This window comes from Candidatus Binatia bacterium (genome assembly GCA_036563615.1).
GTDB lineage: Bacteria > Desulfobacterota > Binatia > UBA12015 > UBA12015 > DATCMB01.
Genome location: DATCMB010000006.1, coordinates 183,671 through 198,274, shown reverse-complemented (window position 1 = coordinate 198,274; position 14,604 = coordinate 183,671). Strand labels below are relative to the sequence as shown.

Sequence of the window (14,604 nt, the reverse complement as noted above, 5' to 3'; positions counted from 1 at the left end):
ATGGGAGGACCACCACGATGAACGCGTTCCTGCGCACCGTGCTCACCCTGACGCTCGCCGCGCTCGCCGCGGCGACGACCACAACCGCCGCGGGCGCCGACGCGAAGCTGCAGAAGTTCACCGTCGGGTACGTGAACTGGATCGGCTACACGGGCCTGTTCGTCGCCAAGGACAAGGGCTACTTCACCGAGGAAGGGCTCGACGTCGAGACCAAGCTGTTCAGCGCGCCCAGCGACGGCGTGCCGCCGGTCATGAACGGCGACCTCGACATCCACCTCACCACGCTCGACACCGTGGTGAAGGCCGACGAGAAGGATCCCGGATCGGTGGTCGTACCCTTCCTGATCGACGCCTCGCGCGGCGCCGACGCGTTCCTCGCCAAGACGGAGTACGCCAGCGTCGCGGACCTGAAGGGCAAGAAGGTCGCGGCGACGCTCGGTGAGTGCAACCACCTGCTGCTGCTCAAGGCGCTCGAAGCCAACGGCATGAAGGAGTCCGACATCCAGCTCGTCAACATGAACCCCGACGACGCCGGCACCGCGTTCGCGTCGGGCGGCCTCGACGGCGCGGTCACCTGGGAGCCGTGGATCACCAAGGCGACCAGCGCCGGCCAGGGCCACGTCGTCTACAGCACGAAGGACGCGGCGTACGTCATCCTCGACGTCGCCGTGCTGAGCCCGAAGCACGCGAAGCGCGAGCTCAGCGAGAAGTTCCTGCGCGCGTTCGCGAAGGCGCACGACTTCATCCTCGCGAATCCGAAGGAAGCGGCGGAGATCGCCGCCAAGGCCTTCGAGCAGACCCCGGAGGAGACGTCCGCGATGCTCAGCAAGGTCAAGTTCTTCACCAAGGAGGAGAACTTCGCCGAGGTCGGCACGCCGGAGAAGCCCGGTCCGGTGATCGCTGCGACCAAGGACCTGATCGACTTCTTCGTCGAGCGCAACGTGATGGAGAAGCCGATATCGCCGGAGTCGGTGTACGACCTCTCCTACCTGAAGTGAGCGCGAATCCAGGGCCGGCTCTGCACCCCGAACGGCAGCACCTCGCCGAGCTTTCGGCGGGTGGCGCTCGCGCCGCGCGCGTCGCCCGCCGCTTCGTGCGCCTGCGCGAGCGTGCGCAGCGCCGATCCCCAGCGTAGGCGCAGCGCGCGATCGCGCGGCCCTGCGTCCTCGAGCGCTTCGACGAGGAAGGTCCGCACGTCGTCGCGCTCGCCGGCGGCGTAGTGCAGGCTCGCGAGCGCGAGCGACGACACGTCGAGGTCTTCGCTCGCGGCGAGCGCTCGCAGGCGCTCGAGCACTTCGTCTTCCGGCACGCGGTCCGGTGCCAGGAAGCGGCGCGTGAAGCGCGCGAGCGCCGCGAACTGCCCGATGACGTGCTTGTCGCCGGGGCGCAGCAGCAGGCGCGCCGCGTCGCGCACGTCGGTCGTACGCTCCGCCTCGAGCACGGCCGCGACCGCGGGCGGGTGCGGCTTGAGCGGTCCCCACCACGCCTCGGTCTGGCGCTGCAGCTCCTCGACGCTGCGCTCCGGATGGCACTGCCGGCACGCGCCCTCGATCGGCAGCGACGCGTCGAACGCGGGGCGCGGGATCGCGATCGTGTGGTCCGAGCGCGTAAAGCGCAGCTTTCGTCCGACCGTCGGCTGCTGCAGGAACGGCATGTGGCACGCGGTGCAGGCGTCGCCGGGCGAGCCGTCCGGGTGGTGCGTGTGCAGCTCCGAGCGCTCGGCCTTGCTCGCGTGGCAGCCGGTGCACTGCCCGTCGTCGAAGCGTCCCGCGAGCGCGCGACCGTTCACGTCGCGGTAGGTCTGCGCGTGCGGGTCGTGGCAGTCGACGCAGGTCATCGAGCCGTTCACGTAGCAGTCGCTGAACTGGTGGTTGTCCTGGTAGCTGAACGTCCGGATGCGGCCGTCGGCGAAGTACGGGTTGTCCTCGAACAGCAGGTACTTGAGCGCGAAGGAGTTCTCGAAGGGACGACCCGAGAGGTAGTCGGGATCGAGCACGGGACGGCTCGCGTGGCACTGGAAGCAGACGCGCAGCGAGCCGTCCTTGTCGAGCGTGTCGAGAGACGCCATGAAGTCGTCGCTCGCGGCGTCGCGATCGGGCGAGCGCGCCCACGCGACGTGCTGCCGTCCCGGTCCGTGGCACGCTTCGCAGTCGATCTTCAGCGACTTCATGCGCGTCAAGACACGCTCGCCCTTGAGCGGCAGCACCTGGATCTGGCTGCCGTGGCAGACGTCGCAGTTCGCGAACGGTCCGTTGCCGAGGATGCGCTGCGGCGGCCAGTTGGCGAGGTCGGTGAGCGCGAGCGTCTCGTCGACCGGCTGCCACGAGCCGTCGTCGCGGCGCTGCCCGAACCACACGCCCTCGCCGCGGATGAAGTCGAACGGCAGGAAGCGCAGGGTGCCGTCGGGGAAGCGCGCGAAGAAGGTCTGCGTGCCGCCGCCGATCAGGTGACCGCCGCCGACCACCGCGACGACGTCCAAGCGCTCGCTGCGCCCGTCTTCGTGCTCGACGACGAAGAACGGCTCGCCGCGCTCGCCGAGCTGCGGCGTCACGACCGCGTCGGCGAAGCGCAGCGGCGTGCCGTCGAAGGGCGCGATCAGCCGCACGTCGCGCGGCGCGCCGCCCGCCTTGCCGTGCGTCGACGCCGCCCAGAGGTCGTACTGCCGGGCGTGACATTCGCGGCACGCCTCGGCGCCGACGAAATCGTCGAAGGTGATCGTCGGCAGCGGCGTCGGCGCGGGCAGCGGCAGCTCGAGGCGTGCGGGCTTGGCGGCGGGAGCGCTCTTGCTCTCGTCCTGCGCGGGACCGGCTGCAGGAGCGCTCGCGCTCGGCGCGGCCGACACCGTCGACGCCGGCAGCGGCGCGACGAGCGAGCGCGCGAGCGTCGGCGCGTCGGGGTCGCCGTCGCGCGTCCACGCCGGCGCCTCGCAGCGGCACAGCTCGCGCAGGTGCGCGACCAGGTCGCGGATCTGCGCCGTGCTGAGCGTCTCGCCCCAGGCCGGCATCAGGTGGCTGCGCCCGAGGATCGCGGCGCCGGCGGCGATGCCGTCGAACAGCGTGTCGTCGGCGCGCGTCGCGAGGTAGCTCGCGTCGGCGTGCGCGGTCGGGCGGACGGGCAGGAAGCGCGCGTTGAAGCCGTCGCCGTCGCCGCGCGCGCCGTGACACGCGGCGCACAGCCGCCCGTAGAGCGCCGCGCCCGTGTCGCCCGCATCGCCCGCCGTTGCGTCCGTCCCGGCGGACGTCGCGAGGTCGAGCGGCGACAGGCGCTCGCGCGGCGCGCGTCCCGCCTCGCCCGCGTGGTGCACGAGGTAGCGGACGACGAGCTCGCGCGTGCGCGCGGGGAGCGGCAGCTTCGGCATCGCCGCGTGCGGCACGACGAGCTGCGGATCGCGCACCATCGCCTCGACGAACGCGGGCTCGAGCCGCTCGCTCGCTGCCGCGAGGTTCGGCCCGATCCGACCGCCGCGCTCGCCGAGCGCGTGGCAGCCGAGGCACGCGAGGCGCGTATCGAGCAGCGTCTCGACCTTGCGGCGCGCCACGGCGCCGAGCGGTGCCGGCGCGCCATCCGCGCGCAAGTGCTCGGCGCCGCGCCGACGCGTGCCGAGGAACGCGGCGAGCGCCTCGACCTCGTCCTCCGTCAAGCGAAAATCCGGCATCCGACTGCCGCTGCCCGGCTGCCCGCCCGAAGGACGCACGGGAGACGGCGCGCGCAGGTACGCGCGCAGCCACTCGGGCTTGACGCGGATGCCCTCGCTCGCGAGGTCGGGCGCATCGGGATTCGCGTCGACGTCGCCGATCGGGTGGCAGGCCGCGCAGCCGAGCGCGCGAAACACGCGCTCGCCCGCCGCGGCGTCGATCTCGGGATGGCGGTCGCGCGCTTCCCGGAAGCGCGCCTCGAGCGCCGCGCGCTGCTCGCGCGCGAGCGCGTCGGTCGCGGCGACGATGCGCTCGAGCGCGCGCCCGGCGCCGGGCACGGTCTCGGCCGCGCGCCCGTCCGGACCCGCACGCCACAGCAGCGCCGGCATCACGCCGTCCGCGACGCCGTACGCGTCCGGCGCGACCAGGAAGCGGCGCAGCCAGGCGGGATCGAGCCGCGCGCCCGCGTCGGCGAGCTCGGGGCCGCGCACGCCGCCCGCGCCGCGCCAGGTGTGGCAGGCGAGGCACGAGTGCTCGCGCAGGTCGCCCACGAGCTGCTCCTCGGAGGCATCGGAGATCTGCGCGTCCTCGCCGGTCGCCCGCGGACGCGCCGGGTCTTCGAGCGCGGCGTGCGGCAGCGGCGGCTCGGCGCGCTGCTCGGCGAGGAAGAGCGTCAGGGCGAGCGCCTCGCGCTCGTCGAGCGCGAAATCCGGCATGCGCGAGGCGCCGATGTGCCGACGCACGGCGCGCGGCCGCTGCAGGTAGTCGAAGAGGTACGCGCGGCGCCAGCGCAGACCCGCGTAGCTCAGGTCGGGTGCGCGCTCGCGCAGCGGGCTCTCGACGTCGAGCCCTGCGTGGCAGGCCGCGCAGCCGAGCTCGGCTGCGAGCCGCGCGCCGTCGGCTGCGCGCTCGGCGCCCGCGGTCCGAGCGTCCACGGCGTCGACGGCGTCGACCGCGAGAACGACGGCGAGAAGGACGGCAAGGACGAGGAGCGGTGCCGCAGGAAGGCGCATCGCGAAGCCGCCAGCGACGCGGGCGGCCCCTTCCCGCTAGCGCGCGCTCGCGAGCGCGGTCAACCGCGGAAACGCAGCGATGACCAGCGACGCAGCGCAGTCGTCACGAGCCGCCGCGCACCGCGCGCACCCGGATCATGCCGCCGATCGGGCTGCCCGCAGAGTAGGCCGCCCCCGTTCCGGTGAAGATGAGGCCCACCAAGGTGTTCTTGGGTCCCTGCGACGAGGTCGCGTACGCGCCCCCCGTGGCGCAGCTGCAGGTCAGGACGTCGCAGCCGGGCGTGCAGCCGGAGTTGAAGGCCGACGGAACCCCGAGCGGCGCCCCGTCACGAAACCAGCGTCATCAGCTCGCGGACGGTCGGCAGCCGCCAGTCGTCGTAGCCGGCGAAGTGGCTCGCGTTGAGCGTCGCGATCTTGACGGCGGTCGCGTCGGCATGGGTGAAGAGGTTGTCGCGGTCGTGGATGCTGTCGTCGTCGGACAGCTTCTCCCACATCAGGCCGGTGCGGGCGTCCGTGATCGTGCCGTCGCCGTTGTCGACGAAGGTAGCAAGCATGCGCAGACAGTTTTCGCTTGGCAGCGCGCTCACTGCGCCGCCGCCGCGCGCTTTCGCGGGCGGAGGGCGAAGAGCTGGAAGGTGTCGGGCCCCTCGCGCCGGCGCGCGATCTCGTGCAGCTCGAAGCGTCGCTGCAGCGTCGCGATGCGCGTCCGCACCCCGGAGACGCCGAGGTGGCGTCCGCTCACGTAGAGCAGCGCCTCGCCGCCCGTGTTGCCGCGTGCGAGGTCGACGTGCAGCGCCGCGAGCGGCCGGGTCTCGATCTCCCCGAGGACGATGCCCTGTGCGGGTGGTGGCAGGTAGAGCCGCGCGCCCGCCGCGACGCTCGCGGTCGCGTCAAGCAGAAAGCGCAGCTCCGCGATCTCGTAGCCGCGGTTGTAGCGGGACGCGATCAGCTCGAGCGGTCGGTACGTGGCGTATTCTCCTCGCCACGCGAGCAGCACCGCAACCAGCACGACGCCGCCCGCGAGCGCGGCGACGCGCAGCGGACGCCGCCGGCCGTCGACGTCGACCCGCAGCGCCGCCCACGCGCCGCGCGCCAGCGCGACGAGCCCGTACGCGAGCAGCAGCACGACCGGCGCGAGCAGCACGACGTTGAAGCGGAACATGTCGTGTCCCGCGCCGCGCGCGCCCCACGGCGGCGGCTGGTGCGGCTCCTCGAGCCAGCCGACGTTGAGCCCGTAGAAGACGTAGATCACCGAGTAGAGCAACAGGAACGCGAGCCAGAGCGCGACCGCGCGCGCCCGCGTGCGCAGCCCGGCGACGAGCCCGACCGCACCGAGCACGAGCGGCACCTTGCCCGTCCACGGATCGCCGCCGACGAAGAACGCGAGGTTCGTGAGCAGCAGCTTCGCCGCCGGCAGACGGCTCTTCCACGCCGGCTCCCAGCGGATCGGCGCCGCGAGGATCCCGGGCACGTACACCGCCGCGACCGCCACGGCGAGCGCGGGCGGCACGAAGAGCGCCGACACCGGCGAGCGCAGCCGCGCCTCGTCACGCCACAGCCACCAGACGAGCGGCAGCAGCGCGAGCAGCGCCCAGTTCTCGACGCGCATCGTGAGCGCGAAGAACAGGCTGACTGCGAAGCACACCGAGCGCAGCAGGCCCGGCGTCCGCAGCAGCTCGACGAACGTCCCGACCGCGAGCACCACGCACAGTAGCGACAGCACCTCGAGCGACGCCGACGCCGAGTGCTTGACGTGCAGCGGCGCGAGCGCCAGCAGCACGGCGGCGGTCAGCGCGACCGCGCGCTCGACGCGCAGCACGCGCAGCATCCAGGCGAGCGCCGGCGGCGTCAGGCTCCCGAGCACGATCGTCGTGGTGAACACCGCGTGCGTCGACACCCCGAGCGGCACGAACGCGAGCGCCCACAGGAAGACGCCCGCCGGCGGACCGCTCGGCAGACCGTAGACGTGCGTCGCGAGCAGCGTGCGGGCGTAGGCGACGTACTCGTACTCGTCGTTGAACGTGTAGTGCGTGCGCTCGGGCAGCAGCCAGCGCACGGCGAACGCGATCGCGAACAGCGCGCAGGAAACGAATGCTCGACGACGCGCGTCCGCGTCGCCCGTCGCGAGCCGGCGGACGAAGGACGCAAGGCGCAGCACGAGCACCACGCATCCGACCGCCGAGGCGAGCAGGAACACCCACCACGTGGCCGACGCCGTGAACGCGCCAGCGAGGCGCAGCAGGCCGTCCACGGGCCGAGGTCAGACCGCGACCGCCGCCTGCGTCTCGAGCAGCGCCTCGAGCATGCGGCGCGCGGCGTCGACGTTCGGCAAGCGGACCTCGGCGCGGCTCGGCCCGGGCCCGACGTGCACGGTCAGCGCGCCCGCGGGCAGCGCCGCGAACAGCTCCTCGTCCGTGCGGTCGTCGCCCATCGCAACCACCAGCGTGTCGTCGGTGACGCGCGCGAGCAGCGGCGCGAGCAGCGAGCGCTTGTTGATGCCGAACGGACGCAGCTCGATGACCTTGTCCTCGTCGTCGTTCAGCACCTCGATCGGCACGTTGCTGAGAAGCTGCGTCAGGTGGATGCGCAGCTCGTTCGCCTGGAAGGCGCCGAACACCGGCTCGGCCATGCGGTAGTGCCACGCGATCGACGCCGTCTTCTCCTCGATCAGCGAGCCCGGCGTGCGAGCGCTGAAGTTCTCGAGGATCGGCCGCACCTGCTCGCGCCACTCCTGCGGCGGCATCGGGTGACGCGTCCACTCGAGCGAGCGCGGCGGCCGCGACCAGAAGCCGTGCTCGGCGTACAGGCTCACCGGCAGGTCGCCGAACCAGGTCTCCACCACCTCGCGCGAGCTGCCGCTCACGAGATGAACCTCCGTCCCCGGCCGCGCCGCGAGCGCGGCGAGCAGCGCGAGCAGGTTCTCGTCGGGCATCGCGAGCTCCGGCACGCTGGCGTACGGCACGAGCGTGCCGTCGTAGTCGAGCAGCAGGAGCAGCTTCTCCGCCCGACGGATGCGGTCGATGACGCGCTCGAGCTGCCACGACGGCGTCATCGCGAGCGCGCTGAGCTCGACCGGCGACCCGGACTCGTCGAGCGCGCGCAGGAACGAGCGCACCCAGGAGTGCACGTCGTAGGTGCGCACGCGGCGACGCAGGGCGCGCATGCGCGCGCGACGCTCGGCGCCCGGCATGGTCAGCGCGCGGCGCAGCGCGTCCGCCGTGCCCTCGACGTCGTACGGATTGACGATGATCGCCTCGGCGAGCTCGGACGCGGCGCCCGCGAGCTCGCTCAGCACGAGCACGCCCTCCTCGTCGGTGCGCGAGGCGATGAACTCCTTCGCGACGAGGTTCATGCCGTCGCGCAGCGGCGTCACGACGAGCACGTCGGCGGCGCGGTAGAGCGCCACCACCTCGTGCTCGGCGAGACCGCGGTAGATGTAGTGGATCGGCACCCAGCGCGGCGTGCCGAAGGCGCCGTTGATGCGGCCGATCAGCGCCTCGACTTGACCGCGGAACTCCTGGTAGGCGCCCACCTGCTCGCGCGACGGCACCGCGACCTGGATCATGCGGACGCGCTCGATCAGGCTCGGGTGGTCGCGCAGCAGCTGCTCGAAGGCGAGCAGGCGGCGCGGGATGCCCTTGGTGTAGTCGAGGCGATCGATGCCGACGAGCAGCGAGCAGCCGTCCGAACCGCGCAGCGCCGCGACCTCGGCCGCGACCTCCGGACGGCTCGCGAGGTCGCCGAAGTTCTCGGCGTCGACGCCCATCGGGAAGACGCCGAGCCGCACCTCGCGCTGCCCCGTGCGCACGCGGTCGACGTTCGCCGCGAGCCCGAGCACGAGCAGCAGCGACGACGCGAACGCGCGCATGTACGACGCCGTGTGGAAGCCGACCAGATCGGCGCCGAGCAGACCTTCGAGGATGCGCTCGCGGTGCGGCAGCGTGCGGAAGATCTCCGAAGCGGGAAACGGAATGTGCAGGAAGAAGCCGATGCGCGCTTCCGGAATGCGGCGACGCAGCATCTGCGGCACGAGCATGAGCTGGTAGTCGTGCACCCAGATGACGTCGCCCGGCTTGTAGCGCTGCGCGACCTCCTCGGCGAAGCGCTCGTTGACGCGCTCGTACGCCTCCCACCCGCCAGGGTGCAGCGGCAGCTGATCGAGCAGGTAGTGGAACAGCGGCCACAGGACGCTGTTCGAGAAGCCGGCGTAGAACTGCCGCACGTCCTCCGCCTCGAGCCACACCGGCACGAAGCGCTGGTCGGCGAGCTCGGACTGGAGCTGCTCGCGCTGTCCCTCGGTGAGCTCGCCGACGTCGCCCGGCCAGCCGATCCACAGCCCGTCGGAGCGCGCGTGCGGTCCGGCGAGCCCGGTCGCAAGTCCGCCCGCGCTGCGCTCGACGCGCGTCACCTCGCCCTCGGTCTTGAGCGTCAAGGGCAGGCGATTCGACACGATCAACAAGCGGGACATCGCAGGTCGCTCCGCCCGGATCCGGTCCGGCGCGAGACACGCGCAAGGGGCGGGACACTGCATTGTACCCGCGGCCGGTGAGGACGGAAAGGCGGCGGCGGCGCAAATCAGAATCGAGCGAGCGGCGCGCTGCCGACACCCGGCCACACGCGCACGATGCCGAACGCGGCGCGGATCGCGATCCACGCCGCGGTCACGAGCCACACGTCGAGCAGCGCGCGCGCGCCGTGCACGTCGATCATGGCGAGCGCCACGGCGCCGCTCGCGGTCGCGAGCAGCATCGCGTTGCGCAGCCAGCGGAAGTCGCCCGTCCCCCAGTGCACGCCGTCGGTGACGAACGACAGCGCGTTGAGCGGCTGCGCGAGCGCCGCGACCGTCCACGCCGACGCGAACGCCGCCTGCGCCGCGGTCGGGACGAGCAGCCACGCGACCTGCTCGCGCGACGCGAGCATCGCCACCGCGAGCAGCACGCCCGTCGCGACGCCCCAGCGGCAGCCGACGGCGGCGACGCGCCGTGCGAGGGCCGTCCGCCGCGCGCCGAGGAAGTAGCCGACGAGCGTCTGCGCGGTCGCGGCGTAGGCGTCGAGCACGAGCGCGGTCAGCATCCACACCTGGCGGATCGCCTGGTGCGCGGCGCCGGAGTCCGGCCCGGCGAGCGTCGCCGCGCGCGTCGCGAGCAGCACGAAAAGCAGCAGCAGGCCGGTGCGCAGGACGAGGTCGCGCCCGACGACGAGCAGCGCGAGCACGCCGCGGAGGCGGACGCGCGCGAGCGGCCCGAGCACGCGCCGCGCGGCGAGGACGGCCCACACCGCTCCGGCCACCTGGCTCACCGTCGTCGCCCACGCCGCGCCCGCGACGCCGAGCGCGGGCACCGGACCCGCGCCGAAGATCAGCAGCGCGTCCAGGATGACGTTCGCCACGTTCACCGCGACCGCGATCCGCAGCGGCGTGCGCATGTCCTGCACGCCGCGCAGCGCGCCGAACGCGACGATCGTGACCAGCACCGCCGGCGCGCCGAGAAAGCGGATGCGCAGGTACGCGATCGCGTCGGCGCGCAGCTCGCCGCCCGCGCCCATGAACTGCACGAGCGCATCGAGAAACGGCCAGGCGACGATCGCGAGCGTCGTGCCGAGCACGAGCGCCGTGAGCAGCGCGGTCGCGATCGCCTCCGCCGCGTCGCGCGGCTGCCGTCCGCCGTGCGCGCGCGCGACCGCCGTCTGCGTGCCGATGCCGAGGAAGTTGAACACCCAGAAGATGCTCGACAGCAGCACCGTCGCCACGCCGAGCGCGGCGAGCGGGGTTGCGCCGAGGCGCGCGACGAACGCGGTGTCGGCGAGTCCGGTGAGCGGCTCGGCGATCAGCGACAGCAGCACCGGAAAGGACAGCGCGAGCATCGTCCGGTGCGGGTGGCGGACGAAGGCGTGCTCGTCGGCGTCGTTGCGCTCGTCGAGCGTGCTCGGCGTGCGCGGTGCGCTCGGTGCGCTCATTGCGGCGCGAGTCGCCGGCCGTCGAGGGCAGCGAAGAAGTGCAGCGCGCCCAGCGGCGCCGCGACGCGCGCGGGCGCCGCGGGCAGCGCGCCGAAAAGGCGCGCGGTGACGGTCTCGCCGCCGAGCGAGGCGCGCAGCAGCGTCTCGCCGCCGAGCCACTCGCGCGACGCCGGGTCGACGGTCGCGACCAGCATCGCGCCGTCCGCGCCTTCCCGCGTCGACGCGTCGTCGCAGGCGACGAAGGCCTCGGGGCGCACGCCGACCAGCAGCTCGCGCTCGCCCGCACGGGCGAGCGCGCGGCGCGTCGCCTCGTCGAGCGTCAAGCGCAAGTCGCCGAGCGTGAGCACGCCGTCCTCGTAGCGTGCGCGCAGCAGGTTCATCGGCGGCGTGCCGACGAAGCCCGCGACGAAGGCGTTCGCCGGACGCTCGTAGACCTCGACCGGCGTGTCGCACTGCTGGACGCGCCCACGCTCGAGCACGACGACGCGGTCGCCGAGCGTCATCGCCTCGGTCTGGTCGTGCGTCACGTAGAGCGTCGTCACGCCCAGGCGCCGCTGCACGTCGCGGATGTAGCGCCGCACGCTCTCGCGCAGGCGCGCGTCGAGGTTGGAGAGCGGCTCGTCGAGCAGGAACAGCGCCGGACGGCGGACCAGCGCGCGCGCCAGCGCGACCCGCTGACGCTGGCCGCCGGACAGCGCGCCCGGCTTGCGGTCGAGCAGCGCGCCGAGCTCGAGCAGCTCGGCGACCTCCTCCGCCTGCTTGCGCCGCTCGTCGCGTCCGACGCCGCGCATGCGCAGCGGGAACTCGATGTTCGCGCGCACCGTCATGTGCGGATAGAGCGCGTAGCTCTGGAACACCATCGCGACGTCGCGCTCGTGCGGCGGCAGATGGTCGATCCGCCGTCCGTCGAGCGCGATCGTGCCGGCGCTCGGCTCCTCGAGCCCCGCGATCAGGCGCAGCAGCGTCGACTTGCCGCAGCCCGAAGGCCCGAGCACCGTCACCAGCTCGCCGTCCTCGGCGGTGAGCGAGAAGGCGTGCAGCACGGCGACGTCGCCGAAGCGCTTCTCGAGCCCCTCGATCGTGGCGCGCGCCATCAGCGTCCGCTCCCCGAGAGCAGGCCCGAGCGGAACGCGCGCTCGAGCACGACGACCAGCGCCAGCGCCGGCAGCAGCATGATCACCCCGACCGCGCTCGACAGCCCGGGGAAGCCGAACGCCGAGAGATAGTAGAGGAGCGGCGGCAGCGTGCGGTTCGTCACCTGCAGGAGCAGCGCGTAGGTGAGCTCGTCCCACGAGGCGAGGAAGACGAGCAGCGCCGCGGTGGCGAGCTGCGGACGCACGAGCGGCAGCGTCACGCGCCAGAACACCGCGAGCGGACGCGCGCCGTCGAGCCGCGCCGCCTCCTCGAGCTCGCGCGGCACAGCGCGGAAGCCGGCGCGCAGCACGAGGAACGCGATCGGCAGCCCGAGCAGCGCGTGCGCGAACCAGAGGCCGGCGCCGATCGGGCTGTTGTACAGCCCCGCGCGCACGAGCAGCACCGCGAGCGGCACCGCGACCGCGATCGCGGGAAAGATGCGCGCCAGCACGACGAGTAGATCGAGCCCGCGTCCGGCCGGCACGTCGCGCGCCGCGAGCCACGCCGCCGGCAGCGCGAGCGCGAGCGCCAGCACGACCGAGACCAGCGCGACCGACACGCTCATCACGAAGCCGCTCGCGACCTCGACCGCGTCCGCGATCGCGGCGAAGTTCTCGAGCGTCAGCGTGCGCGGAAGGTACGTCGGCGGCCAGGCGAAGCTCTCGCGGTCGGGCGTGAACGCTTGCTTGACGATGACCGCGAGCGGCAGCAGCGACACCAGCGCGGCTGCGCTCGCGAGCAGGAAGCGCACGAGGCGTCCGCGGCCGTGGCGGCGGGAGCGAGCAGCGCTCATGCGGCCTCCGCGCGACGCCGCAGCAGCGGCACGCTCGCGACGACGCACAGCACGGCGAGCACGAGCGACGCCGCGGCGGCGGCGCCGTCGTCGCCGTAGTCCGACCACTGGTGGTAGGCGTACGTCGACAGCACCGGCACGCCCTCGACGCCGGCGAGCACGAGGGGTGCTGCGAAGATGCGCAGCGCGTCGAGCCCGCGCAGCAGCACCGCGGCGACGATCGCCGGCGCGAGCAGCGGCAGCGTGACGAACCACAGCCGGCGCAGCGCGCCCGCGCCGTCGAGACGCGCCGCCTCGCCGACCTCGCGCGGCAGCGCGCCGAGCGCGCCGAGCAGGATCAGGAACACGACCGGCGTGGTGCGCCAGGCGTCGACCACGATCACGGTCGCGTACGCGAGCCAGTCGCCGGGCAGCAGGAAGTGCACGGTGCCCACACCGGCCGCATCCAGCGCGCCGTTCACGTAGCCGCGCGGCGCGAGCAGCGTCCGCACGATCGTCAAGAATACGATCTCCGGCAGCGCGAACGGGATCACGATCGACGCGCGCAGGAGCCGCCGTCCGGGGATGCGCGCCGCGAGCAGCAGCGCGAGCCCGAGCCCCGCGACGAGCTCGAGCGCGACGCTCGCGAGCGGCACGACGAGGTTGCCCGCGATCGCCTGCCAAAAGAGACGATCGCCCGCGAGCGCGCGCAGCGGCTCGAGCGTCGGGAAGGCGCCGGTCGCGCCGTCGGTGAGGGCGAGCTTGACGGCGTACGCGCTCGGATAGGCGAGGAACGCGAGCAGGTAGAGCGCGAGCGGCAGACCGAGCAGGCGCCGCGTCGCGAGGCGCGCAAGCCCGCTGCTCACGCGTCGCCGCTCCCGAGCGCGTCTGCGCGGCGAGCTGCAGCGGCTGCTGCGGGAGCCGGCGTCCGCGCCGCGCGCGTCCGCTCGCGCGCCGCGGCGAGCGCTGCGTCCGGCGCCACGCCGTCGAACACCACGGCGCGAAACGCCTCCTGCCAGGCGCGGCTCAGCGCCGGGTAGTCCGGGCGCTCCGGGCGCGAGCGCAGGGCGCCGCGCATCGCCGCGAAGCCGGCGAGCAGCGGGCTGCCCTCGCCCGGCGGCACGTCGCGCCGCGCCGAGAACCAGCCGAGCTCGCGCCCGAGCCGCTCCTGCACCTCGCGTGACAGGAGGTAACGTGCGAGCCGCAGCGCGGCGTCCGGACGCGCCGTGTTGCGCGCGAGCGCGAGGTAGCCGCCGCCGAGCACGGTCGCGCGTCCCTGCGGTCCGGCGGGCAGCGGCGCCGCGCGGATCGGCTCGGGCGCGAGACCCTGGTCCGCGAGCACCGAGATCGCGAACGGCCAGTTGAGGTGCAGCACGAGCTCGCCGCGCGCCATCGCCTCGACGATGGTCGCCTCCTTGAAGGTCGCGCTCTGCGGGTTGACGTAGGGCGCGAGCTGCTCGAACAGCGCGAACGCGGCGCGCGCGCCGGCGTCGTCGAACGACGTCCCGTCGCCGCCCGCCGACCAGACGAACGGCAGCACGTCGCAGGTGAGGCCCTCGTAGCGCGACGCCTTGAAGCCGATCTTGCCCGGGTGCGCGCGCGCCACCGCGAGCAGCTCGTCCCAGGTCGCGGGCGGCGCGCCCAGACGCGCGTGATCGTAGAGCAGCGCCTGCCACGACACGCGGTGCGGCAGGAAGCGCAGCCCGTCGATGGTGCCGGCGCGCACGGTGGCGGGCTCGAGCGCCTCGAGGACGTCGCCGAGCGCGGCTTCGTCGAGCACGCGCACGTCGTTCGCCGCGGGCGCGAGCGAGTAGACGTCGAGCTCGACGAGGTCGAGCGTGCCGCGCTCCGCCGCGCTCTCGGCGGCGAGCGCGCGTCGGATGTCGGCGTACTGCTGCGGCACGACGACGACGCGCTCGCCGGTCTCGCGCTCGAAGTCGGCGATCACCGCGCGGTAGGGCGCGAGCTCGCCGGGCAGCAGGCCGACGGCGAGCGTCAGCGGCGCAGGTCCGCGGGTGCAGGCGGCGACGAGGCAGAGCACGAGCATCGGCACGAGCCGCATGCACAAGGACTGTCGCGCGACGGGGCCGCGGTC

10 protein-coding genes are annotated in these 14,604 nt (G+C 73.6%); 1 reads left to right on the top strand and 9 read right to left on the bottom strand.

The window, feature by feature from the left end; translation table 11 throughout:
• Positions 1-17 precede the first annotated feature (17 nt).
• Positions 18-998, top strand: coding sequence for an ABC transporter substrate-binding protein (locus tag VIS07_03825; protein HEY8514626.1), 981 nt, complete (start codon positions 18-20; stop codon positions 996-998).
• Here the strand turns inward: VIS07_03825 and VIS07_03820 are convergent.
• The 9 genes from VIS07_03820 to VIS07_03780 all read right to left on the bottom strand — a co-directional run bounded on the left by VIS07_03820 (position 986) and on the right by VIS07_03780 (position 14,571).
• Entirely contained in the window at positions 986-4,570 is a 3,585-nt protein-coding gene (locus tag VIS07_03820) for a c-type cytochrome (GenBank protein HEY8514625.1), read from the bottom strand. The genes VIS07_03825 and VIS07_03820 overlap by 13 nt on opposite strands.
• 404 nt (positions 4,571-4,974) lie before the next feature.
• Complete coding sequence (locus VIS07_03815; protein ID HEY8514624.1) at positions 4,975-5,202, bottom strand: DUF1566 domain-containing protein; 228 nt, start codon at positions 5,200-5,202, stop codon at positions 4,975-4,977.
• 29 nt (positions 5,203-5,231) lie between these two features.
• Positions 5,232-6,899 carry a hypothetical protein gene (locus VIS07_03810; protein HEY8514623.1) on the bottom strand — a complete coding sequence of 556 codons (1,668 nt, stop codon included), beginning with the start codon at positions 6,897-6,899 and terminating at the stop codon, positions 5,232-5,234.
• 9 nt (positions 6,900-6,908) lie between these two features.
• Positions 6,909-9,116, bottom strand: coding sequence for a bifunctional alpha,alpha-trehalose-phosphate synthase (UDP-forming)/trehalose-phosphatase (locus tag VIS07_03805; protein ID HEY8514622.1), 2,208 nt, complete (start codon positions 9,114-9,116; stop codon positions 6,909-6,911).
• 107 nt (positions 9,117-9,223) lie between these two features.
• Positions 9,224-10,603 (bottom strand): MATE family efflux transporter, encoded by a 1,380-nt coding sequence (locus VIS07_03800; protein HEY8514621.1) that lies wholly within the window; start codon positions 10,601-10,603, stop codon positions 9,224-9,226.
• On the bottom strand, positions 10,600-11,697 hold the full coding sequence (locus tag VIS07_03795; protein HEY8514620.1) for an ABC transporter ATP-binding protein: 1,098 nt from the start codon (positions 11,695-11,697) through the stop codon (positions 10,600-10,602). Before VIS07_03795 ends, VIS07_03800 begins: the two co-directional genes overlap by 4 nt.
• Positions 11,697-12,530 (bottom strand): carbohydrate ABC transporter permease, encoded by an 834-nt coding sequence (locus VIS07_03790; protein HEY8514619.1) that lies wholly within the window; start codon positions 12,528-12,530, stop codon positions 11,697-11,699. The genes VIS07_03795 and VIS07_03790 overlap by 1 nt, the downstream gene beginning before the upstream one ends.
• On the bottom strand, positions 12,527-13,375 hold the full coding sequence (locus VIS07_03785) for a sugar ABC transporter permease (protein HEY8514618.1): 849 nt from the start codon (positions 13,373-13,375) through the stop codon (positions 12,527-12,529). The genes VIS07_03790 and VIS07_03785 overlap by 4 nt, the downstream gene beginning before the upstream one ends.
• Complete coding sequence (locus VIS07_03780) at positions 13,372-14,571, bottom strand: extracellular solute-binding protein (protein HEY8514617.1); 1,200 nt, start codon at positions 14,569-14,571, stop codon at positions 13,372-13,374. Before VIS07_03780 ends, VIS07_03785 begins: the two co-directional genes overlap by 4 nt.
• Positions 14,572-14,604: the final 33 nt, after the last annotated feature.